The organism is Streptomyces sp. NPDC023723 (assembly GCF_040639815.1).
Classification (GTDB): domain Bacteria; phylum Actinomycetota; class Actinomycetes; order Streptomycetales; family Streptomycetaceae; genus Streptomyces.
This window is the reverse complement of the sequence record NZ_JBFAAP010000006.1, coordinates 145,255-167,270: the sequence shown is the minus strand read 5'-3', so window position 1 is coordinate 167,270 and position 22,016 is coordinate 145,255. Positions and strand designations below refer to the sequence as shown.

At 71.9% G+C, this 22,016-nt stretch carries 18 protein-coding genes; 9 read left to right on the top strand and 9 right to left on the bottom strand.

The genetic code is table 11. The annotated features are described in order from the left end of the window. Window positions 1-80 precede the first annotated feature (80 nt). A complete protein-coding gene (locus tag AB0G32_RS10165; protein WP_361160945.1) occupies window positions 81-506 on the bottom strand; it encodes a Rieske (2Fe-2S) protein in 426 nt (141 codons plus the stop codon). Window positions 507-794: 288 nt separating this feature from the next. Here AB0G32_RS10165 and AB0G32_RS10160 point away from each other — a divergent pair, with 288 nt between their 5' ends. Beyond that, the gene (locus AB0G32_RS10160) at window positions 795-1,841 is read left to right on the top strand and encodes a LacI family DNA-binding transcriptional regulator (protein WP_361160942.1); all 1,047 of its coding nucleotides are present in this window, start codon (window positions 795-797) and stop codon (window positions 1,839-1,841) included. Further along, the gene (locus AB0G32_RS10155) at window positions 1,838-2,746 is read left to right on the top strand and encodes a carbohydrate kinase (protein ID WP_361160940.1); all 909 of its coding nucleotides are present in this window, start codon (window positions 1,838-1,840) and stop codon (window positions 2,744-2,746) included. The genes AB0G32_RS10160 and AB0G32_RS10155 overlap by 4 nt, the downstream gene beginning before the upstream one ends. A 242-nt stretch (window positions 2,747-2,988) precedes the next feature. Here the strand turns inward: AB0G32_RS10155 and uvrA are convergent, their stop codons facing one another. After that, entirely contained in the window at window positions 2,989-5,964 is a 2,976-nt protein-coding gene (gene uvrA, locus AB0G32_RS10150) for an excinuclease ABC subunit UvrA (protein ID WP_361160938.1), read from the bottom strand. Window positions 5,965-6,187: 223 nt separating this feature from the next. Here uvrA and AB0G32_RS10145 point away from each other — a divergent pair, with 223 nt between their 5' ends. Both AB0G32_RS10145 and AB0G32_RS10140 read left to right on the top strand, forming a co-directional pair. Beyond that, a complete protein-coding gene (locus AB0G32_RS10145) occupies window positions 6,188-6,874 on the top strand; it encodes a maleylpyruvate isomerase family mycothiol-dependent enzyme (RefSeq protein WP_361160935.1) in 687 nt (228 codons plus the stop codon). 52 nt (window positions 6,875-6,926) lie between these two features. Next, window positions 6,927-7,583 (top strand): MBL fold metallo-hydrolase, encoded by a 657-nt coding sequence (locus AB0G32_RS10140; protein WP_361160932.1) that lies wholly within the window; start codon window positions 6,927-6,929, stop codon window positions 7,581-7,583. 248 nt (window positions 7,584-7,831) lie between these two features. On the opposite strand, the gene aroQ is transcribed toward AB0G32_RS10140, so the two are convergent. Then, window positions 7,832-8,305 (bottom strand): type II 3-dehydroquinate dehydratase, encoded by a 474-nt coding sequence (gene aroQ, locus AB0G32_RS10135; protein ID WP_361160930.1) that lies wholly within the window; start codon window positions 8,303-8,305, stop codon window positions 7,832-7,834. A gap of 184 nt (window positions 8,306-8,489) precedes the next feature. Between aroQ and AB0G32_RS10130 the strand changes: the two genes are divergently transcribed. Further along, window positions 8,490-9,761, top strand: coding sequence for an MFS transporter (locus AB0G32_RS10130; RefSeq protein ID WP_361161146.1), 1,272 nt, complete (start codon window positions 8,490-8,492; stop codon window positions 9,759-9,761). 66 nt (window positions 9,762-9,827) lie between these two features. Here AB0G32_RS10130 and AB0G32_RS10125 read toward each other — a convergent pair whose 3' ends face one another. From AB0G32_RS10125 to AB0G32_RS10105, 5 genes are all read right to left on the bottom strand, one after another. Further along, window positions 9,828-10,829 (bottom strand): TerC/Alx family metal homeostasis membrane protein, encoded by a 1,002-nt coding sequence (locus AB0G32_RS10125; protein ID WP_361160927.1) that lies wholly within the window; start codon window positions 10,827-10,829, stop codon window positions 9,828-9,830. A 297-nt stretch (window positions 10,830-11,126) separates the two neighbouring features. Beyond that, complete coding sequence (locus AB0G32_RS10120) at window positions 11,127-13,412, bottom strand: TerD family protein (protein WP_361160925.1); 2,286 nt, start codon at window positions 13,410-13,412, stop codon at window positions 11,127-11,129. A gap of 161 nt (window positions 13,413-13,573) precedes the next feature. Beyond that, on the bottom strand, window positions 13,574-14,152 hold the full coding sequence (locus tag AB0G32_RS10115; RefSeq protein ID WP_361160922.1) for a TerD family protein: 579 nt from the start codon (window positions 14,150-14,152) through the stop codon (window positions 13,574-13,576). A gap of 139 nt (window positions 14,153-14,291) precedes the next feature. After that, window positions 14,292-16,433 carry an excinuclease ABC subunit UvrB gene (gene uvrB, locus AB0G32_RS10110; RefSeq protein WP_361160919.1) on the bottom strand — a complete coding sequence of 714 codons (2,142 nt, stop codon included), beginning with the start codon at window positions 16,431-16,433 and terminating at the stop codon, window positions 14,292-14,294. A 40-nt stretch (window positions 16,434-16,473) separates the two neighbouring features. Further along, complete coding sequence (locus tag AB0G32_RS10105; protein WP_361160916.1) at window positions 16,474-17,355, bottom strand: MHYT domain-containing protein; 882 nt, start codon at window positions 17,353-17,355, stop codon at window positions 16,474-16,476. 277 nt (window positions 17,356-17,632) lie between these two features. On the opposite strand from AB0G32_RS10105, the gene AB0G32_RS10100 reads away from it, so the two are divergent. Continuing rightward, window positions 17,633-18,523, top strand: coding sequence for a glycerophosphodiester phosphodiesterase family protein (locus AB0G32_RS10100; protein ID WP_361160913.1), 891 nt, complete (start codon window positions 17,633-17,635; stop codon window positions 18,521-18,523). Window positions 18,524-18,699: 176 nt separating this feature from the next. Further along, complete coding sequence (locus tag AB0G32_RS10095) at window positions 18,700-19,254, top strand: methylated-DNA--[protein]-cysteine S-methyltransferase (RefSeq protein WP_361160910.1); 555 nt, start codon at window positions 18,700-18,702, stop codon at window positions 19,252-19,254. Between the two features lie 47 nt (window positions 19,255-19,301). On the opposite strand, the gene AB0G32_RS10090 is transcribed toward AB0G32_RS10095, so the two are convergent. After that, window positions 19,302-19,730, bottom strand: coding sequence for a VOC family protein (locus tag AB0G32_RS10090; protein WP_361160907.1), 429 nt, complete (start codon window positions 19,728-19,730; stop codon window positions 19,302-19,304). Between the two features lie 100 nt (window positions 19,731-19,830). Here AB0G32_RS10090 and AB0G32_RS10085 point away from each other — a divergent pair, with 100 nt between their 5' ends. After that, the gene (locus AB0G32_RS10085) at window positions 19,831-20,739 is read left to right on the top strand and encodes a pseudouridine-5'-phosphate glycosidase (protein ID WP_361161141.1); all 909 of its coding nucleotides are present in this window, start codon (window positions 19,831-19,833) and stop codon (window positions 20,737-20,739) included. Further along, on the top strand, window positions 20,736-21,728 hold the full coding sequence (locus AB0G32_RS10080; protein ID WP_361160904.1) for a sugar kinase: 993 nt from the start codon (window positions 20,736-20,738) through the stop codon (window positions 21,726-21,728). Before AB0G32_RS10085 ends, AB0G32_RS10080 begins: the two co-directional genes overlap by 4 nt. Window positions 21,729-22,016: the final 288 nt, after the last annotated feature.

Below are 22,016 nucleotides of genomic sequence, written 5' to 3'. Positions count from 1 at the left end.
CGCAGCCCGCAGAGGGTGTCGAAGGGTTTTACGCGGGGCGCGGACGGGTTCCGACGGGCCGATGAGGGCGGCGCGGGCCGTCAGGCGCCCGGTCCCGCCACGATCCGGCCGTCGCGGGCCTCGACCGGCAGCTCCGCCAGGGGCGCGGTGGCCGGGGCGTGCAGCACCTCGCCGGTGCGGGGGTCGAACTCGCTGCCGTGGCAGGGGCAGACGAGCCGGCCCGCCGCCAGCCGGTCGATGGCGCACCCCGCGTGCGTGCAGACGGTGCTGTACGCCTTCAGGGAACCGTCCTCGGACCGGCCGACCACCACGTTGTGGTCCCGGTACAGCTTGACGCTCCCGCGGGCCACCTCGCCCTCGGCACCGAGATCGACGGCCGTGGTCGGCGCCGCCGCCACGCCGCTGGCACCGCCGGGCCCGCAGGCCGTCGCGTCCAGTCCGGTGACGGACACGGCGGCCACCGAGCCCAGGACGGTACGACGGCTCGGGACGGGACGGCCGGACATGGGTGTCTCCACTGATCAGGACGGGCGCGGTCGCGCCGACGATACTGAGCGCTCCGGTCGGGGACCCGGCCGGGGCGGTGTGCGGCACGGTCCGGGGCCGGGAGACGCAAGCGACCGCGCGAAGGCTTGCGTCCGTTGCCGGATGAGCTGCGGGCCGGTGAAGACGTAAGCGATTGCGCAAGCGTTTACGTCCATCGCCGGATGGGGTACGGTCCGGCCAGCGGCCCGGGCGGGCGCAGGCCGGCCGGAGCGAGGTGCGGCCGGGGAGGCCGGGGAGGGAGCACACCGTTGGCGACCATGGCCGATGTCGCGCGCAGCGCCGGTGTCTCGGTGGCGACCGTCTCGCACGTCCTGAACGACACCCGGCCGGTACTGCCCCGCACCCGCCAGGCGGTCCTGGACGCGATCGAGGAGCTGGGGTACGCCCCGAACGCCCTGGCGCGGTCGCTGGTCACCGCGCGCACCCGTTCCATCGGGCTCGCGGTCTCCGCGATCAGCAACCCGTACTTCACGGAGATCCTCCAGGGCGTCGAGGCCGCCGCCGTGCGGCAGGGCTACGGCCTGCTCATCGCCGACCCGCGCGACGACCCCCGGCACGAACGCGAGGTCGTCCAACTGCTGCACGAGCGCCGCGTGGACGGTCTGATCGTCGCGCCCTCGGCCGATCCGAGCGCTCTCGTCGCCTATCTCCGCAGGCACCGGGTGCCGGCCGTGTTCCTCGACCGGGTCGTCGACGTCCCGGCGGACGGCCCGCCGCGCTTCGACCAGGTCTGCGCCGGCGGCGCGGAACCGACGGCCCTGCTGGTGCGGCACCTCGCCGAGCTCGGCCACCGGCGGATCGGCCTGGTGGCCGGCCGGTCCGGATTCAGCACCACGCGCGAGCGGGCCGCCGGGTACCGCGACGGACTCCGGGCGGCCGGGCTGCCCTACGACGAACGCCTGCTGGCGCACGGCGACTCCGAGTCGGCCGGTGCCGAACGGGCCACCGGCGGCCTGCTCGCCCTTCCCGCACCGCCCTCCGCGCTGATCACCGCCAACAACGCGATGACCCTCGGCGCGCTGCGTGCCCTGCGCGCCCGCGGCCTGTCCGTGCCCGGCGACATCGCGCTGTGCTGCTTCGACGACTTCGCCTGGGCGGATCTGTTCACGCCCCGGCTCACCGCCGTCGCCCAGCCCGGCAGGGAGCTGGGCACGCATGCCGTCCGGCTGCTCCTCGAACGCCTGGCCGACCCCGAGCTGCCCGCCAGGACCGTACGCCTGACCTGCTCGCTCATGCACCGCACCTCGTGCGGCTGCCCCGATCCGTCCGAGGCCGTGGAAAGGACCGTCACGTGATCGTCGTCGCCGGTGAGGCACTGATCGACCTGGTACCGCGGGGTACGGGCGCGCTGGCCGCCCTCACCCCGGCCCTCGGCGGCGGGCCGTACAACACGGCCGTGGCCCTGGGCCGGCTCGGCTCCCCCGTCGCCTTCTGCTCCCGGGTGTCGCGGGACGCCTTCGGCGAGGCGCTCCTCGACCGGCTCCGGGAGACCGGGGTGGACGTCTCCCCGGTGCAGCGCGGGTCCGAGCCCACCACGCTGGCCGTCGCCACGGTCGGCACGGACGGATCGGCCGCGTACTCCTTCTACGTGGAGGGCACGGCGGACCGGCTGTTCCGGACGCCCGCCGCGCTGCCGTCCGGGACCCGGGCGGTCTCCTTCGGCACCTGTTCGCTGGTGCTGGAGCCGGGGGCGAGCGCGTACGAGGAACTGATGCGTCAGTCCGCGGCGCGGGGTCTGTTCACGGCCCTGGATCCGAACATCCGGGCGGGACTCATCGCCGACCCGGACGCGTACCGGGCCCGGTTCAAGAGCTGGCTGCCCTCGGTGGCGCTGCTGAAGCTGTCCGCGGAGGACGCCGGGTGGCTGGGCGGCACGCCCCGGGAGTGGCTGGCGGCCGGTCCGGCGGCGGTCGTGGTCACCCGGGGCGCTGCCGGGCTGTCCGTCTTCACCCGCGACGGCGGCGAGTACACGGTGCCGGGCGAGCGGGTCGATGTCGTGGACACCATCGGCGCGGGTGACACCGTCAACGCGGCGCTGCTGCACGGCCTCGCGGCCCGGGACGCGCTGACCCCGCGGGCCCTGGCCGCGCTGGGTCCGGACGGCTGGGCGGAACTGCTGGGCTTCGCGGCCCGCGCCGCCGCGCTCACCTGCTCCCGCGCGGGCGCGGAACCGCCGTACGCCCACGAACTGGCGGGCTGAGCGCCGCCACCGACGACGAAGCGGGCCCGGCCGCGCCCGGCACCCCGGGTCGACCATGCGGGCCGCCCGGCTGACCGCCGGCACCTCGCCGGCGGACGGATCAGCCGGCCGCCCGTACCGCCCGCAGGGCGCCCGGGCGGCGCGTAGAGGACGGGCCCGGCAGGCGGACACGGCGGCGCGCCGTGCCGCACGTCTTCGCGTGGGGCACGGCGCGTCGCACTGCCTGCCGTTCCGCCGGCCGGTCAGGACTTGCGGGTCCCGGCCGACTTCTTCGCGGGCGCCTTCTTGGCGGGGGCCTTCTTCGCGGGGGCCTTCTTGGCGGCCGTCTTCTTCGCCGCCGCCCGCGGAGGCTTCACGGGGTCCGCGTCGCTGATCCGGTCGGCGCCGAGGGTGTCGCGCAGGAACTTGCCGGTGTGGCTGGCCGGCACGCTCGCGACCTGCTCCGGGGTGCCCTCGGCGACCACCAGGCCGCCGCCCGCGCCGCCCTCGGGACCCATGTCGACGACCCAGTCGGCGGTCTTGATCACGTCCAGGTTGTGCTCGATGACGATGACCGTGTTGCCCTTGTCGACCAGGCCGGACAGGACGGTCAGCAGCTTGCTGATGTCCTCGAAGTGCAGACCGGTGGTCGGCTCGTCCAGGACGTAGACCGTACGGCCGGTGGAGCGGCGCTGGAGCTCGCTGGCGAGCTTGACACGCTGCGCCTCACCACCGGAGAGGGTGGTGGCGGACTGGCCGAGCCGGACGTAGCCGAGGCCGACGTCCTTGAGCGTCTTCATGTGCCGGGAGATCGCGGGCACCGCCTCGAAGAAGTCGGTGGCCTCCTCGATCGGCATGTTCAGCACGTCGGCGATGGACTTGCCCTTGTAGTGGACCTCCAGGGTCTCCCGGTTGTACCGGGCGCCGTGGCAGACCTCGCACGGGACGTAGACGTCCGGGAGGAAGTTCATCTCGATCTTGATGGTGCCGTCGCCCGCGCAGTTCTCGCAGCGGCCGCCCTTGACGTTGAACGAGAACCGGCCGGGCAGGTACCCCCGGACCTTGGCCTCGGTGGTCTCGGCGAACAGCTTGCGGATGTGGTCGAAGACACCGGTGTACGTCGCCGGGTTCGACCGCGGGGTGCGGCCGATGGGCGACTGGTCGACGTGCACGACCTTGTCGACGAGGTCGTCGCCGTCCACCCGCGTGTGCCGCCCGGGAACGTTGCGGGCGCCGTTCAGCTCGCGTGCGAGGTGGGTGTACAGGATGTCGTTGACCAGTGTCGACTTGCCGGAGCCGGAGACACCGGTGACGGCCGTGAAGACACCGAGCGGGAAGGACACGTCGATGTCCCGCAGGTTGTTCTCGCGGGCGCCGCGCACGACGAGCTGCCGGGACGGGTCGCGCGGACGCCGGACGTCGGGCAGCGGGATGGCCTTCTTGCCGGACAGGTACAGGCCGGTCTGCGACTCGGCGTTGTCGAGCAGCTCCTTCACGGAGCCGCTGTGCACCACCTTGCCGCCGTGCTCGCCGGCGCCCGGGCCGATGTCGACGATCCAGTCGGCGACCTTGATGGTGTCCTCGTCGTGCTCGACGACGATGAGCGTGTTGCCCATGTCACGGAGCCGGACCAGGGTCTCGATCAGCCGGTGGTTGTCCCGCTGGTGCAGGCCGATGGAGGGCTCGTCGAGGACGTAGAGGACGCCGACGAGGCCGGAGCCGATCTGGGTGGCCAGCCGGATGCGCTGGGCCTCGCCGCCGGAGAGGGTGCCCGCCGCGCGGTTGAGCGACAGGTAGTCCAGGCCGACGTCGACCAGGAAGCGCAGCCGCTCGTTGACCTCCTTGAGCACGCGCTCGGCGATCTTCTTGTCGCGGTCGCTGAGCCTCAGCTCGCCCAGGAAGTCGGCGCAGTCGCTGATGGACATCGCGGAGACCTCGGCGATGGACTTGCCCATGACCGTGACCGCGAGGATCAGCGGCTTCAGCCGGGTGCCCTCGCAGGTGGGGCATGGCACCTCGCGCATGTAGCCCTCGAAGCGCTCCCGGCTGGAGTCGCTCTCGGCCTCGCTGTGCCGGCGCTTGACGAAGGGGATCGCGCCCTCGAAGGCCGTGGTGTACCGGCGCTCGCGGCCGTACCGGTTGCGGTAGCGGACCTCGACCTGGGTCTTGTGGCCGTACAGCAGGGCCTTCCTGGCGCGCTGCGGCAGGCCGGCGAAGGGGATGTCCGTCCGGAAGCCCAGGGCGTCGGCGAGGGCGCCGATCAGGCGGGCGAAGTAGTCCTTGGTGTGGCCGTGCGACCAGGGGTGGATGGCACCCTCGTCCAGGGACTTGTCGGGGTCCGGGACGATCAGCTCCGGGTCGACCTCCATGCGGGTGCCGATGCCGGAGCAGTCGGGGCAGGCGCCGAAGGGCGAGTTGAAGGAGAACGAACGCGGCTCCAGCTCCTCGAAGGAGAGGTCGTCGTACGTGCAGTACAGGTGCTCGGAGAACATGCGCTCGCGCTCGGGGTCGTCCTCGGGGAGGTCGACGAAGTCGAGCACGACCATGCCGCCGGACAGGCCGAGCGCGGTCTCCACGGAGTCGGTGAGCCGGCGCTTGGCGGACTCCTTCACCGTGAGGCGGTCGATGACCACCTCGATGGTGTGCTTCTCCTGCTTCTTCAGCGTGGGCGGGGTGGCGAGCTGGATGGTCTCGCCGTCCACCCGCGCCCGGGAGTAGCCCTTGGTCTGGAGGTCGGCGAAGAGGTCGACGAACTCGCCCTTGCGCTCGCGCACCAGCGGCGACAGCACCTGGAAGCGGCTGCCCTCGGGCAGCTCGAGGACCCGGTCGACGATGGCCTGCGGCGACTGGCGGGAGATCGGCCGGCCGCACTCGGGGCAGTGCGGCTTGCCGATGCGCGCGAAGAGCAGCCGCAGGTAGTCGTAGACCTCGGTGATGGTGCCGACCGTGGAGCGCGGGTTGCGCGAGGTCGACTTCTGGTCGATCGAGACCGCCGGGGAGAGGCCCTCGATGAAGTCGACGTCCGGCTTGTCCATCTGGCCGAGGAACTGCCGGGCGTACGAGGAGAGCGATTCCACGTAGCGCCGCTGGCCCTCGGCGAAGATCGTGTCGAAGGCCAGGGAGGACTTGCCCGACCCGGACAGGCCCGTGAAGACGATGAGCGAGTCGCGTGGCAGGTCGAGCGAGACGTTCTTCAGGTTGTGCTCGCGCGCGCCACGGACGATGAGACGGTCGGCCACGCCGGTCCGCACCTTTCTTGAGAGAAGTGACAGGGGCGGGGCCCCCGTCTTTCTCAGACTAGGGGGAGCCACTGACAACGCCGGTCGGATTCACGGGTTGTCAACAAACCCCGGCTCTCCAGCATGCCCGACGCCATCTCCGACCATATAGCACGCGCATTCGATTTACGGGCGGAGTCCGCCTCCTTCACCCGAAGGGGTGGCACGTTCTAGGGTCAGCACCATGACGGATCATGCGCATGACCTGGTCTCTGTACAGGACGCCACCGAGCGGCTGCTCAGCGCGGTCGGCAAACTGGACAACGCGAGCGTGACCGAGCAGTCACGACTTCCCGGCTGGTCCCGGGGACACGTCCTCGCCCACCTCGCCCGCAACGCGGACGCCCTGGCGAACGTTTTCGAGGGCCGGCCCATGTACGTCAGCGCCGAGGCCCGCGACGCCGACATCGAGCGGGACGCCCCGCGCCCGCTCGACGCGCAGCTCGCGGACGTGCGCGAGAGCGCGGCCCGTTTCCAGCGGGCGGCGGCCGCAGTGGCCGACTGGACGCGCACCGTCGCGCTGCGGGGCGGGGTTACCGACACCGCCTCCCGGGTGCCGTTCCGGCGCTGGATCGAGGTCGAGCTGCACCACGTGGATCTGGGGATCGGCTACGAGCTGGAGGAGCTGCCGGCGCAGTTCGCGGAGCGGGAGACCGGCTTCCTCGCCGAGCGGTTCACCGGGCACCCGGACGTGCCGCCGACCCGGATCACGGACGGTACGCGCGCGTGGCGCACGGGACGGGCGGCGGACGTCCCCGAGGTCACCGTCACCGGCGGCCGGGCGGACCTGCTCGGCTGGCTCGCGGGCCGACGGGACGGCTCGGACCTCACGGTGACCGGCGGGCCGCTCCCGGCCCTTCCTCCGCTGTAGCGGCGCCGCCCGCGGGTCCCCGGCCGCACCTGACCGCACTAGGCTGGCCGCCATGACGTACAGCGGAGAGGTGAGGGTCGGCGGACCCGCCGACGTGCACGAGCTCAAGGACCTGATGATCACCAAGATCGCGGTCGGCCCGATGAACAACAACGCCTATCTGCTGCGCTGCCGGGCCACCGACGAGCAGTTGCTGATCGACGCCGCCAACGACGCCGAGACGCTGCTCGGCACGATCGGCGCCGACGGCATCGCGTCCGTCGTCACCACCCACCGGCACGCCGACCACTGGCAGGCGCTGGCCGAGGTGGTCGCCGCCACCGGCGCCCGCACCTACGCCGGCCGGCACGACGCCGAGGGCATCCCCGTCCCCACCCACGTCCCGGTGGACGACGGCGACACCGTCCGGGTGGGGCGCGTACGTCTCACCGCGCGCCACCTCGTCGGGCACACGCCGGGTTCGATCGCCCTGGTCTACGACGACCCGCACGGGCATCCCCATGTGTTCACCGGGGACTGCCTCTTCCCGGGCGGGGTGGGCAACACCCGCAAGGATCCCGAGGCGTTCGCGAGCCTGATCCGGGACGTCGAGACGAAGATCTTCGGCCCGCTGCCGGACGAGACGTGGGTCTACCCGGGACACGGCGACGACACCACGCTGGGCGCGGAACGCCCGCACCTGCCGGAGTGGCACGCGCGGGGGTGGTGACCGCCCGGTGGGCCAGGGCCGTCGGCGGGGCGCGCGCCCGGCGTGAACGCCGCACGCGCCCCGTGTGAACACTTCGCACGCGCCGGCCCCGTACGCGCGCTCCCGGCGCACGTCACCGCGCAGTCAACTGGTGGCACTCCCCGCACGGGACGACGCGTCCCGTGCGGTTCGGGCCGCCGGTCTTCTTCCCCGCTCCTGCACCGTCCCCGGCCGGCGGCCCGGTGGAGACAGCGGGCCGGGCAGCCGGGTCAGGCCTGGGTCCGGCCCGTGCCGGCCAGCGCGGCGACCCGCTCCACGCCGAACACGTACCCCTGCACCCCGCAGCCCGCGATGACCCCGTCGGCCCGCTGCGACACGTAGGAGTGGTGCCGGAACGGCTCGCGCTGGTGGATGTTGGAGATGTGGACCTCCACCACCGGCAGCCCGTCGCAGGTGTTGAGGGCGTCCAGGATCGCGACGGACGTGTGCGAGTAGGCGGCCGGGTTGATCACGATCCCGCAGTGGTTCTGGCGCGCCTCGTGGATCCAGTCGACGAGTTCGCCCTCGTGGTTGGACTGTCGGAAGTCCACCGTGCCGCCGTGCGCACCCGCCGCCTTGGTGCACAGGGCCTCGATGTCGGCCAGGGTGTCGGACCCGTAGATCTCCGGCTGGCGCTGGCCGAGCAGGTTCAGGTTGGGGCCGTTGAGGATCATGATGGGGGCGTTGGCCAGGGTGCGGGGCACGGTTCCTCCGGTCCGTCGGGTGGGCGGTCCGCCGGACCGCTGTCCGACTTGGTCTATCACGGCGCCCGCCCGGCGCATCACTGTCGTCCGCCGCCCCGCGCACCCCCTGAGCGCCCCGTAACCGCCCATCACCGAGGGTAGTTGGCGCAGCATGCACGAAGTACGCGCCACCAAGGCGCCCTCCATGCCGCGGCTGGCCACCGCCGCGCTCGCCGGCACCGCGATCGAGTTCTACGACTTCTTCGTCTACGGCACCGCGGCGGCCCTGGTGCTGGGACCGCTGTTCTTTCCGACGATCTCCCCGCTGGCGGGCACGCTGGCCGCCTTCGGCACATTCGGTGTCGGCTTCGTGGCCCGGCCGCTGGGGTCGGTCCTGTTCGGGCACATCGGGGACCGGCACGGACGCCGTCCGGTCCTCGTCCTGTCGCTGCTGCTGACCGGGGTGTCGACGGTCGCGGTCGGCTGTGTGCCGACGTACGGGACGATCGGGGTGGCGGCGCCGCTGCTGCTGATCGCGCTGCGTTTTCTGCAAGGGCTGGGGCTTGGCGGCGAGTGGGGCGGCGCGGTGCTGCTGACCGCGGAGCACGCGCCGCCCGAGCGGCGCGCACTGTGGTCGAGCTTTCCGCAGGTCGGACCGGCCCTCGGATTCCTGCTCGCCAACGGCGTGGTACTGGCGCTCTCCGCGTCGCTGTCCGAGGCGCAGTTCGCCCAGTGGGGGTGGCGGGTGCCGTTCTGGGCGGCGGGCGTACTGGCCCTGGTCGGCCTGTGGCTGCGGTCCTCGCTCGCCGAGAGCCCTCGCTTCCTGGAACTGGACGACCGCGCGCGCGTCCCGCTCGCCGAGGTGGTGCGGGACCACTGGCGGCTGGTCCTGCTGACCGCCGGGGCGCTGGCGATCGGGTACGCCGTCTTCTACGCCGTCTCGACCTGGTCCCTGGCCTACGGGACGGAGCGGCTCGGGGTGGACCGGAGCGTGATGCTGGTCTGCATCATGGCCGCGGTGGTGGTGAAGGGAGCGCTCACGCCGGTGTTCGCGCTGCTCAGTGACCGCTACGGACGCCGGCCGATGTGCCTGGCCGGATGCGGGGCGGCGGCCGTGTGGATGTTCCCGATGGTCGCGCTCCTGGCGACCGGCGCGCCGCTGTTGATGTTCCTGGGCTTCCTGGGGGCCATGCTCGCCTTCATCACCATGTTCTCGGTGATCGCGGCGTATCTGCCGGAGCTGTACGAGCCCCGGGTGCGCTGTACGGGTGCCGCGGTGGGGTACAACCTCGGTGGCGTGGTGGGCGGCGCTCTCACTCCCATCGTGGCGACGGCCCTGGCGGAGCAGGGTGGCCGGGTGCCGTGGGCCGTGGGCGCGTATCTGACGGCGATCGCGCTGCTCAGCCTGGGCTGTTTCGCCCTGCTGCCGGAGACGCGTCCGGCACCGGTGGCGGTGGCGGAGCCCGTGTCGGGGTGACCGGAAGCGGGAGCTGTGCACGGCACATCGCCGGCACCGCTCCCGCCGCCCGAACCGTCCCGCGGGTCAGACGTCGACGCTGTCCTTCGGAGCGTCCTCGTCCCGGGCGTCGGCCGCTTCGGCCGCCGCCTGCTTCCTGGTCGCCCGCAGACTGGTGATGGTGGTGACGATCAGGACCGAGCAGATCACGCCGAGCGAGACCGGGATACTGATCTCGGGGACGTGGACACCGGACTCGTGCAGCGCGTGCAGGACGAGCTTGACTCCGATGAACCCGAGGATGATCGACAGGCCGTAGGAGAGGTGCACCAGCTTCCTCAGCAGACCGCCGATGAGGAAGTACAGCTGCCTCAGGCCCATCAGGGCGAAGGCGTTGGCCGTGAACACGATGTACGGGTCCTGGGTGAGACCGAAGATCGCGGGGATCGAGTCCAGGGCGAAGAGCACGTCGGTGGTGCCGATCGCGAGCATCACGACCAGCATCGGGGTCATGACCCGCTTGCCGTTCTGCTGGATCCACAGCTTGGTGCCGTGGTAGCGGTCGGCCACGCCGAAGCGGCGTTCGGCGGCCTTGAGCAGCTTGTTCTCCTCGTACTCCTCGTCCTCCTCGTCGGCCCTGGCCTCCTGGATGAGCTTCCAGGCGGTGTAGATCAGGAATGCCCCGAAGATGTAGAAGACCCAGGCGAAACTGGCGATGATCGCGGCGCCGGCGGCGATGAACACGGCCCTGAGCACCAGGGCTATGAGGACGCCTACGAGGAGCACTCGCTGCTGGTACTGCGAGGGCACCGCGAACTTGGCCATGATGAGGACGAAGACGAAGAGATTGTCGACGCTCAGGGACTTCTCGGTGATGAAGCCCGCGAAGAACTCACCGGCGGGCTGGCCGCCGCCGAAGAGGAGCAGGCCGAGACCGAACAGCGCGGCCAGGGCGATCCAGACACCCGTCCAGATCCCGGCTTCCTTGATCGACACGTCGTGCGGTTTGCGGCCGATGAAGAAATCGACCGCGATGAGGGCGGCAAGGCCCAGGATGGTCAGGACCCACAAGGTCGTCGTAACTTCCACTGCGCCTCCGGCAGTACGTAACGGCAGGTGTCAGCGTCGTCGCTGCCGGAGGTCTCTTCCACCCGGTCCTCCGATGCGCGAAAGGCACTCGGAACCACGGGCCGACGCCCCGGGATCTGGCCTGATCCGTATTGACGGGTACGCCGCAGCAGACAGGGAGTACTCCCCTCCGTAGAAAAAACAGTACCCCAATCACCAAGGATTGGTAAAGAGTTTCGCTAATTAAGACCAAAAGCGCAGGTGGGAGACCTTTACCAGTTCTTGGTCAGTGGAGCGTCCGCCAGTGCCAGCCAGTGGTCACCCGCAGGCGGCGGCGACCTGGGCGAGCACCTGTCGCAGCACCTGGCTGCCGGGCGGCACGAGCGGCGGCTCGTAGATCCAGGCGTGGCCGACCCAGGGGTCGGCGAGGTGGTCGTCGGCCACCGGGGTCAGGCGCAGCAGCGCGCGCCAAAGTGGGTCGAGCAGCGGACCGTAGCCGGCGGAGTCCTCGCGGTCGGCGACCATCATCAGATGGACACCGGAGGACGGTCCCTGGTCCGCCAGGTAGCGCAGCTGGTTCACCGCACGGTCGTCGAAGCCGTGCGGGAAGTCGTTGACGATCAGCAGTCGCTGGGAGGTGTCGAAGCCGGGCGGCAGTGCGTCGGCGGCGCCGCCGCGCACCGCCATCTGCACCAGGTCGACGCGCTGGGTGAGCCGGGCGAGTACGTCCGCGACCCCCGCGGCGCCGACTGCCGGGGGCGCCGCGAGCACGCCGGAGCGCAGCAGCGGGGCCAGCGCCCGCGCTCCCGATCCGGCCGCGTCGACGACCTCCACGGTGAACTCGCCCGGCGGGTGGACGGCGAGCAGCCGGGCCGCGTGCGCCACCGCCACGTCCAGGGCCAGGTCCCTTGGTTCGTGGGAGTCGGCGAACGATTCGTGCGAGTCGGCGAAGGAGCCGTCGGGCGGCCCGGCGCGTCCGCTGTCGATCCACAGCCCTCGCTCCAGCGGCAGCCTGACCAGCATCGGAATGCGTACCGGGTCGGCTTCGGGGAGATGGAGGTCCCCCAGACGCAGGGCCATGGGGCTTTCCACCGGCACCCGGTAGCCGTGCCAGGCCGGGCTGTCCCAGCGGGCGTAGGCCGGCGGCAGGGCCGTCTCGACCACCTGGGACTCCGCGGCGAGCTGGGCGACGTCCCGGTCGAGGACCTCCCTGGCCCGCGTGACGAGCTCCTCGTACCGCGCACGGGCCGTCTCGCGGGCGGCGTCCCCCTGTCTCCCGACGCGACCGCTCGGATCGGACAGGGCCTGGTCGAGTTCCTTCTCCCTGCGGGAGTCCGCGAAGTCGACGGCGCTGCGACAGGCGGCCACGCTGCGGGCGAGGTCCTCGAACATGCCCCACACCTGGTTGTAGAGCCGTTCGTCCATGGACCAGCCGGTGGCATCGCCCGCGACGGGCGGGGCGGGCTGCCCGGGGGGCGGTGCGGGAACGGGCTGCCCCGGGGCGAGTGCCGGAGCGGCCGGCACGGGCCGGTCCGGGACCCGTGGGGGCGCGCCGGGCGGTGACTGGCCTGGGACCGGTGCCGGTCCGGCGGACGCGGGAGGTGGCGGAGCCGTGCTCTGGCGCCGCGGATGGCTGTAGTCGATGGGTTCGCTGCCCGTGGTGCCCGTGGTGGCATCGCCGATCCCTGGTCCCGGCTGTCCTGACGGTCCCGGCTGTCTTGGACCACCGTCAGGTCGTACTCCGGGCTGACCTGGACCATCGCCAGTCCGAAGCCCCTGCTGTCCCGGACCGTCACCGGCCCGAAGCCCTGGCTGTCCCGGACCGTCACCGGCCCGAAGCCCTGGCTGTCCCGGACCGTCGTCGGCCTGCGGCCCCGGCTGTCCCGGACCGTCGTCGGTCTGCGGCCCGATCGCCGATGCGGGCGGCACGAGGTCCGTGCTCCTCGGAGCGACGCCGCCGCGGTCGGCAGCCGTCCCCGGAGTGGCGGTCTGCCGGGCGCGGTGGCTGTCGCTGTCGGCCGGGGGCGGAGGCTGGGGCACCGAGCGGGCCCGATCCCTGGCCACCGCCTCCTGAATGGCGCCGGCCAAGGATCGGGCCTCGGGCAGCCGCCGGTCGGTGAGCAGTTCGGTGAATCCGCCCGCGTAGCCCTGACCGATGGCGCGTACCTTCCAGGCGCCCTGTCTGCGGTAGAACTCCAGGGCGATGACGGCGGTCTCGGCGTCCAGACCGGTGAGGGTGTAGCTGGCGATCTCGGCGCCGTCCGGGTCGGTGACGGCGACGAAGGGGGCGGCGACGGCCCCGAAGCGGTCCGGCCCGCTCCGGTCGGCGTCGGGGAGGGCGAGCAGCACGTCCACGCGGTGCGCCGTGTCCGGGACGGCATCCAGGTCGACGGTGAGGCGGTGGTCGGCGGCCGCCCGGCGGGGGACCTCCAGGCCGGGCAGGGCGGGTGCGCCGGGATGGGCCACCCACTCGACGCCCGGAATGCTGCCGTCGGCGTCGCCGAGGGTGACCGCGGCCACGACCGGGGTGCCGGCCGAGACACGGACCTCCAGGCAGGTCCGGGACAGCGGGTGGTTCTGTCCCCGCACCAGCTCGGCCGTCATCGCCTTCTCCCCCGTGTCACCGGTCTGCAACCGGCCCTACGTCATCCGCCGCGTTCCCGCGTTCCACCGCTGCTGCCGCATCGCGCATCCCCGGCCGGTCGGCCGACCGACCGACCGGAAACGTCCTGGGGGGGGCGGCCCGCAGATGTACTGGCGATGTACTAGAGAACCGGCAGGATCGCCGGCATCAGGTCCTGGAAGGTGCGGCCGTTGGCCGAGGAGCCGAGGGCGGTCATCGTCCAGCCCGGTCCGGCCCGGTGCACCTTCGCCATGACCTGCGCCGTGTACGCTCCGCCGCCGGCCAGGGTGTAGCGGGCGAGTTCCTGGCCGTTGGTCTCGTCGACCAGGCGGCAGAAGGCGTCCTGCACCTCCTGGAAGGTCTGGCCCGTGAAGGAGTTCACGGTGAAGACGATCTGGTCGATGTGGACCGGGACGCGCTGGAGGTCGACGAGGATCGCCTCGTCGTCGCCGCCCTGGCCGACGCCGCCCACGAGGTTGTCCCCGGTGTGGCGCACCGAGCCGTCGTCGCTCACCAGGTGGCGGAAGAAGACGACGTCGACCGGCTGCTTGTCCGCGAACAGCACGGCGGAGGCGTCCAGGTCGATCTCCCGCGTGCGCGACCCGAACAGGCCGCGCCGGGGAGCCGCCTGCCAGCCGAGGCCCATGCGCACCGACGTCAGGCTGCCGCCGCCGGCCTTCTCCAGGCTGATGGCCTGACCCTTGGTCATGTTGACGGTCACGCGCTGATTCCCCTCTCGAGCGGTCCCCTGCCGCGACGCCCGCGGTTGCCCAGAACCCTACGCAGGGGCACTGACAGCGCCGTACCCCGGTTCGCGCTTTGTGTCGGTCCTGCAACACAGCGCGTGTCCGGGCACGCCATCAGGCCAGGCCGGCCTCCCGCATCTGACGCAGTTCCTTCTTCATCTCCGAGACCTCGTCCCGCAGCCGGGCCGCGACCTCGAACTGGAGCTCCGCCGCGGCGGCCCGCATCCGTGCGGTCATCTCCTCGATCTGCTCCGCCAGCTCGGCCGCGGGACGGTCGGTCGGAACCGTCTCCCCCGGCTTCTTCCTGCCGGACCTGCCGCCGCCCGCGGCCTTCCCGCCGAGTGCGGGGACGGGAGCCTTGGCGCCCTTCCCGTCCTTGCCCTGGCCGCGGTACCCGGAGCCGAGCAGTTGTTCGGTGTCGACGTCCTCGCGGGCGATCTGCGCGACGATGTCGTTGATCTTCTTGCGCAGCGGCTGGGGATCGATGCCCCTCGCCTTGTTGTAGGCGACCTGCTTCTCCCGGCGGCGGTTGGTCTCGTCGATGGCCTTCGCCATCGCCGGGGTGATCTTGTCGGCGTACATGTGGACCTGGCCGGAGACATTGCGCGCCGCGCGGCCGATGGTCTGGATCAGGGAGGTGCCGGAGCGCAGGAAGCCCTCCTTGTCCGCGTCGAGGATCGCCACCAGGGACACCTCGGGCAGGTCGAGGCCCTCGCGCAGGAGGTTGATGCCGACCAGCACGTCGTACTCACCGGCGCGCAATTCGCGCAGCAGTTCGACGCGGCGCAGGGTGTCGACGTCGCTGTGCAGATAGCGCACCTGGATGCCGAGCTCCAGGAAGTAGTCGGTGAGATCCTCGGCCATCTTCTTGGTGAGCGTGGTGACCAGGACGCGCTCGTCCTTCTCGGTGCGGGTGCGGATCTCGTGCACCAGGTCGTCGATCTGGCCCTCGGTGGGCTTGACAACGACCTCGGGGTCGACGAGGCCGGTCGGGCGGATGATCTGCTCGACGACGCCGTCCGAGCGGGACAGCTCGTACTGCCCGGGGGTGGCCGACAGGTAGACCGCCTGTCCGATGCGCTCCTGGAACTCCTCCCACTTCAGCGGGCGGTTGTCGAGCGCCGAGGGCAGCCGGAAGCCGTGGTCGACGAGGGTGCGCTTGCGGGAGGCGTCGCCCTCGTACATGGCGCCGATCTGTGGCACGGTGACGTGCGACTCGTCGATGACCAGCAGGAAGTCGTCCGGGAAGTAGTCCAGCAGGGTGTTCGGCGGGGAGCCGGGCGAGCGGCCGTCGAAGTGCATCGAGTAGTTCTCGACGCCGGAGCAGCTGCCGATCTGGCGGAGCATCTCCAGGTCGTACGTGGTGCGCATGCGCAGGCGCTGGGCCTCCAGGAGCTTGCCCTGGCCCTCCATCTGCGCCAGCCGCTCCCCCAGCTCCTTCTCGATGTCGTTGACGGCCCGCTCCAGGCGCTCGGGGCCGGCGATGTAGTGGGAGGCCGGGAAGACGTAGAGCTGCTGGTCGTCGCTGATGATCTCGCCGGTGACGGGGTGGAGGGTGGACAGCGCCTCGATCTCGTCGCCGAACATCTCGATCCGGACGGCCAGCTCCTCGTAGACCGGGAAGATCTCGATGGTGTCGCCGCGCACCCGGAACGTGCCCCGGGTGAAGGCCATGTCGTTGCGCGTGTACTGGATGTCCACGAAGCGGCGCAGCAGTTCGTCCCGGTCGAACTCCTCGCCGACCCGGAGCGGGACCATGCGGTCGACGTACTCCTGGGGCGTACCGAGGCCGTAGATGCAGGAGACCGAGGCGACCACGACGACGTCGCGGCGGGTGAGCAGCGAGTTGGTCGCGGAGTGGCGCAGCCGCTCGACCTCCTCGTTGACCGAGGAGTCCTTCTCGATGTAGGTGTCCGACTGGGGGACGTACGCCTCGGGCTGGTAGTAGTCGTAGTACGAGACGAAGTACTCGACGGCGTTGTTCGGCAGCAGCTCGCGGAACTCGTTCGCCAGCTGGGCGGCCAGGGTCTTGTTGGGTGCCATCACCAGCGTGGGCCGCTGGAGCTTCTCGATCATCCACGCGGTGGTGGCGGACTTGCCGGTGCCGGTGGCGCCGAGCAGGACGATGTCCTTCTCGCCGGCTTCGACACGCCGGGCGAGATCGGCGATGGCCGCCGGCTGGTCGCCGCTCGGCTGGTAGGGGCTGACGACCTCGAAGGGCGCCACCGTGCGTTCGATGTGGGAAACGGGCCGCATGCCATCCACCGTACGACCCCCCACTGACAATGGGCCTCGATCAGCGGTTCTGCGGGGTCCGGGGGCGCCGCTGGGCCAGTGGGCGCCGGTACCGGAGGGCGGGGCTGCGGGGCGCGGGGCGGCGGACCGGGGCGGCGCCGGTGGGGTGGGCGGGGACGCCGGGCTTGTGGTCGGCCGGGGGCTGAGCGATCCGGCCCGTCACCATGAGCGGGTCGAACATCACGACGACCGCCGCGAGGAGGAGGAAGGCGAGCGGGCCGATCAGCATGGGCGCGAGGAGTGCGGCGGGCGAGTCGCCGGTGACGGGTGCGGACGTGCCGTGCAGATGGACGTCGAGCGCCGCCATGCCCGTGTAGTGCATGCCGGCGACCGCGAGCCCCATGATCAGGCTGGCGCCGACGGTCCACAGGAAGCCGCGGACCTGGCCGGCCGCCCACAGGGCCGCAGTGGCGGCGGCCATCGCTATGACGACGGACCCGGCGACGGTGAGGGTGTTGTACTCCAGCGTGCCGTCGAGACTCATGCTGGCCATGCCCAGGTAGTGCATCGAGGCGATGCCCAGACCGGTGATCGTGCCGCCGGTGAACAGGGCCGTTCCGCCGGCTCCCCGGTAGCCGACGATGAAGATGCCGATGCCGACCATCACGATGGCGACGGCCAGGCTCGCGAAGGTCATCGGCCGGTCGTAGCGGATCGGTGTGCCCTCGACGCTGAAGCCCATCATCGCGATGAAGTGCATGGTCCAGATGCCGGAGCCGATCGCCGCCGAGCCCAGCGCCAGCCAGCCGGGCCGCCACGACTGGGCGACCAGCATGGATCTGGTGGTGCAGCGCAGGCCGAGAGCGCCGCCGAGGCAGGCCATGAGGTAGGCCACCAGCGGTGTGACGAGTCCGTAATTGAATCCGTCGACCGTGCCTTGCATGCGCGGCAACCCTTCCGCCCTCTTACGTCCTGGCTTTCCCTGATCTGCGTCCCCCTCCCAGGACCGCTTGAGCGGCCAGGGTCCAGAGCAGTATGACCCCCACCGGAATGGTCGAACGATTCTCCGGCAAAGAATCACGGCCTTGCCGCAGTTGTGCCCTCCCGGTGAGCGCAGTTGAGCAACTCCATTCAGCCTGTGGTCATTCTGCGCCCCTCTGCCGGAGACGCTCTGCTGTCACAGTTGTGCTGTCCGTGATACCTCGACGCGAGGAGTACGCATGCACGCGCGCGCAGTTGCCGCCACGACCACCGCGCTGCTGGGAGCGGCCCTGCTGGCGCCCGCCTCCCTGGCCCAGGCGTCCCACGGCGGACCGGGGCCGGTGGTCGTCGCCCACCGGGGCGCCTCCGCGTACGCGCCGGAGAACACCCTGGCCGCCGTCGACAAGGCGGCCGAGCTGGGCATCGACTGGGTGGAGAACGACGTCCAGCGCACGAAGGACGGCGAGCTCGTCGTCATCCACGACGAGAGCCTGCGGCGCACGACCGACGTCGAGGAGGTGTTCCCCGACCGGGCGCCCTGGAACGTGAAGGATTTCACAGCCGCCGAGATCGCCCGCCTGGACGCCGGGAGCTGGTTCGGTGCCGCCTACGCGGGCGCGCGCGTGCCGACACTGGAGCAGTACGTCGGCCGGGTCGAGCGCCACCACCAGAAGCTGCTGCTGGAGATCAAGAGTCCCGAGCTGTACCCGGGCATCGAGCGGGAGACCCTCAAGGTTCTCGGCAACGAGGGGTGGCTGGACCGGCGGCACGTGTCCGGCCGGCTGGTCGTGCAGAGCTTCGGCGTGGACTGCGTGCGGACCGTGCATGAGCTGAAGCCGGCCGTCAGGACCGGGCTCCTGGGTACGCCGCGCGTGTCGGACCTGCCCGCGTACGCCGAGTTCACCGACCAGATCAATCCCTCCTACGACTCGCTCTCGCTGGGTTACGTGTCCGCGGTCCAGGCGTTCACCGGGCCGCACGGCAGGCCGCTGGAGGTCTTCGCCTGGACAGTCGACGAGGCGGCCGACGCCCGGTTGACGGCCGGGTACGGCGTCGACGGCATCATCACCAACCGGCCCGACGTGATCCGCGACGCGACGCGGGGGGAGGCGTCGGACGGGGAGGTGTAGCCGGGGAGGCGTGCCAGGTGGGGAGACGCCGAGCTCGGCGGCGTAGCCGGGCGGGGAGGGGTCGGGTGGGGAGGGGCCGGGTGGGGGGTGGCCTCGGCCGTGCTTCGGCGGCCGTGTTCCGGAGGGGGCCGCCGGTTTCGGGGGCGTTGTCAGTGGCGGGTCGTACGGTGGTGCGCATGGACAGCCATGGGCAGTACGAGCGGCGAATCGTGTGGACGGTCGTCGATACCGGCATCGGTCCGCTGCTGCTGGCCGCGACCGGCGAGGGCCTGGTCAACGTCGTGTTCCACGCCGCCGGACCGGTCCGCGACCGGGCGCTGGAGCGGCTCGCGTCCCGGCTCGGCACCGAGCCCGTGCAGGCACCCGGCGACCCGTTGCTGGCGCGGGCGGCGGAGCAGCTCACGGCGTACTTCTCCGGTGCGCGGCACTCCTTCGACCTGCCGTTGGACTGGTCGCTGATATCGGGGTTCAACCGGGAGGTACTGCGGGAGCTGGCGTCCGGTGTCCCCTACGGAACGGTCGTGGGGTACGGCGCGCTCGCCGGTCGCGTGGGCCAGCCCGGCGCGGCCCAGGCGGTGGGGGCGGCGATGGGCGCCAATCCACTGCCGGTCGTCGTGCCCTGTCACCGGGTCGTGGAGAGCGACGGCGGCATCGGGGGGTTCGGGGGCGGTCTGGAGGCCAAGCGGAAGCTGCTCGCGCTGGAGGGCGTGCTGCCCGAGCCGCTGTTCTGACGACCGCTGCGGCTGCGGGCCGTGGCCGCCGGAGCGGACCTTCGGGGTCAGGCGTAGTACCGCGCCTCGAAGATGTTCCCGTCCGGGTCGGTGAAGTAGAAGCTGCGCTTGGCCATGCCCCGGGCGCCGTAGGAGTCGTACGAGAAGTCCGAGACCGGCGATCCCTGGTCCTCCAGGCGACCGCGCAGGGCGTCGAAGTCAGCTTCCGGGAGGGACAGGCAGACGTGGTTGACCGGGTGGCCCGCGCTGTCGGCGGCGTCGGGCAGCATCCGCATCCGCGGCGCCATGGTGAGCGGCATCAGGTCGAAGATCGTCTCTTCGTTGAGTCGTACGGAGGGGAACGGCACCGTTCCCGCGGCGAACTCGGTGACCCGCAGGGGTTCCGTCCCCAGCGTCTTCTCGTAGAAGCCGACCGAGGTGAGCGGGTCGCGCACCCAGAGGACGACGTGATCGAGACGTGCCGTGTTGTCCGTCATGGTCACCAGCCTGGCCCCCGGGCCCGGGGGCTGCAAGGGGTTTGGTCGGGTGCCGTACCCGCCAGGGATGAGGGAGAGCCGACGGACAGGAGGCGTACCCGTGGTGCTGGTGGTGTCGGAAGAGGTACGGGCGGCGGTCGACTCGCGCCGGCCGGTGGTGGCCCTGGAGTCCACGATCATCGCGCACGGGCTGCCGCGCCCGCGCAACCTCCAGGTGGCGCGGGAACTGGAGGAGGCGGTTCGGCAGGAGGGTGCCGTTCCGGCGACGATCGCCGTCCTGGACGGACGGCCGCACATCGGGCTCGCGAAGGAGCAACTGGAACGGATCGCGGGTGAGGACGGCATCCGCAAGCTCGGTCACCGCGATCTGCCGCTCGCGGTGGCGGCCGGCGCGAGCGGGGCGACCACGGTCTCGGCGACCGCGTCCCTGGCGGCCCGGGCGGGCATCCGGGTCTTCGCCACCGGTGGGCTGGGCGGGGTGCACCGGCAGTGGACGGCGACGCAGGACGAGTCGGCCGATCTGGGTCTCCTGGCGCGCACCCGCGTCACCGTGGTCTGCGCCGGGGTGAAGTCGATCCTGGACGTCCCGGCGACGCTTCAACGGCTGGAGACCCTCGGGGTCGCGGTGGCCGGGTACGGTACGGACCGGTTTCCCGGGTTCTACCTGGCCGACTCGGGACATCCGGTGGACTGGACGTTGCGCACACCGCAGGAAGTGGCGGCGGTCATGCGGGCTCAGGACGCGCTCGGAACACCGGAGTCGGCGCTCATCGTCGCCCAGCCCGTGCCCGAGGCGGAACAGCTCGATCCCGAGCTGCACGCGCGAGTGCTCGCCGACGCGCTGCGCTCGTGCGCGGAGGAGGGCGTCACCGGGCAGGCGGTCACCCCCTTCCTCCTCGACCACCTGGTACGGCACACGGACGGGGCCTCGCTGAGCGCCAACCTGGCGGCGGTGCGCGGCAATGTGCGGCTGGCGGCACGGGTGGCGGCGGCCTGGACCGGGGCGTGACGGCGGGCCCGGGCGGCGCGCTGCTGGTCGTCGGGGACGTGATCACGGACATCGTCGTCCGTCCCCGCGGACCGCTGGCCGCCGGCACGGACACGGCCGCCTCGATCCGGCGGCTGCCCGGCGGGGCGGGTGCCAATGTCGCCTGCTGGGCCGCTCAGCAGGGGTGCGAGGACGTGCGGCTGCTCGGCCGGGTCGGTACGGACGCGATGGCCTGGCACGAGCGGGAGCTGGTGGCCGCGGGGGTGCGTCCCCGTCTGGTGGTGGACGGGGCGGCGCCGACGGGGACGGTCGTCTGCCTGGTCGACGCGGGCGCCTCGGCGGAGCGGACGTTCCTGACGGACAGCGGGGCGTCGCTCAGGCTGGCGCCCGACGACTGGTCGGACACGTTGCTCGACGGTGTCGCGCGGCTGCACCTGTCGGGCTACCTGCTGTTCTCGGCGCCGAGCCGCGCGCTGGTGACGGTCGTGTTGGAGGCGGCACGCGCGCGTGCGGTGCCGGTGAGTCTGGATCCCGCGTCGGCCGGTTTCCTCGCGGAGCTGGGCGCCGACCGCTTCCGCTCCCTCGTCCAGGGGGTGGAGGTGCTGCTGCCGAGTCAGGACGAGGCGTGTCTGCTCACAGGACTGTCCCGGACTGCCGACGCGGCGGCGGAGCTGAGCCGTCAGGTGCCGTGGGTGGTCGCCAAGCTGGGCGCGCAAGGAGCGCTGGTGGCGCGCGGCGGTACCGTGCGCGCCCGGGTCCGCGCCGTGCCGGCGACCCCTCGGGACACCACGGGGGCGGGTGACGCCTTCACCGGGGCGTTCCTCGCGGCCCTGCTGTCGGGTGCGGAGCCGGAGGACGCGGCGGCGCGGGGGTGCCGGGCGGGTGCGGAGGCGGTCGAACGGGTGGGCGGCCGACCCACCCGTCGCGGTACCCGGCCTTCGGTGCGCGATGGGCGACCCTCGGTGCGTGATGAGCAACCTTCGGTGTGGGATGTGCGGGCGTCACCGTGACGGGGTGCGGTCGTCGCTGCGATGGGGTGCGGTCGTCGCCGCGACGGGGGGGGCGTCGCCGCGACAGGGGGCGGTCGTCGCCGCGACAGGGTGCGGTGGTAGCTCCAGAGCCCCGTCGGGGTGGCCACTGCGACGGCGACGAGGTGGTCGCCATGCCTGGAGCGAAGGTGTCGCCGTTGCGGATTCCGGAGGCTGATGCGCGGCTGCCGGACGCGCTGTTCGTCGGGCGCCGGAGCCTGAAGGCCGGGTGCGCGGAGTCCAGGGCGGAGGAACGTGTCGGCGGGCCGC

Bases quoted from the DNA above. Each gene is read 5' to 3' on its own strand.
- AB0G32_RS10165 (WP_361160945.1), bottom strand. From the start codon at position 506: ATGTCCGGCCGTCCCGTCCCGAGCCGTCGTACCGTCCTGGGCTCGGTG.
- AB0G32_RS10145 (WP_361160935.1), top strand. From the start codon at position 6,188: ATGACGGATCATGCGCATGACCTGGTCTCTGTACAGGACGCCACCGAG.
- AB0G32_RS10140 (WP_361160932.1), top strand. From the start codon at position 6,927: ATGACGTACAGCGGAGAGGTGAGGGTCGGCGGACCCGCCGACGTGCAC.
- AB0G32_RS10130 (WP_361161146.1), top strand. From the start codon at position 8,490: ATGCCGCGGCTGGCCACCGCCGCGCTCGCCGGCACCGCGATCGAGTTC.
- AB0G32_RS10120 (WP_361160925.1), bottom strand. From the start codon at position 13,412: ATGACGGCCGAGCTGGTGCGGGGACAGAACCACCCGCTGTCCCGGACC.
- uvrB (WP_361160919.1), bottom strand. From the start codon at position 16,433: ATGCGGCCCGTTTCCCACATCGAACGCACGGTGGCGCCCTTCGAGGTC.
- AB0G32_RS10105 (WP_361160916.1), bottom strand. From the start codon at position 17,355: ATGCAAGGCACGGTCGACGGATTCAATTACGGACTCGTCACACCGCTG.
- AB0G32_RS10100 (WP_361160913.1), top strand. From the start codon at position 17,633: ATGCACGCGCGCGCAGTTGCCGCCACGACCACCGCGCTGCTGGGAGCG.
- AB0G32_RS10095 (WP_361160910.1), top strand. From the start codon at position 18,700: ATGGACAGCCATGGGCAGTACGAGCGGCGAATCGTGTGGACGGTCGTC.
- AB0G32_RS10090 (WP_361160907.1), bottom strand. From the start codon at position 19,730: ATGACGGACAACACGGCACGTCTCGATCACGTCGTCCTCTGGGTGCGC.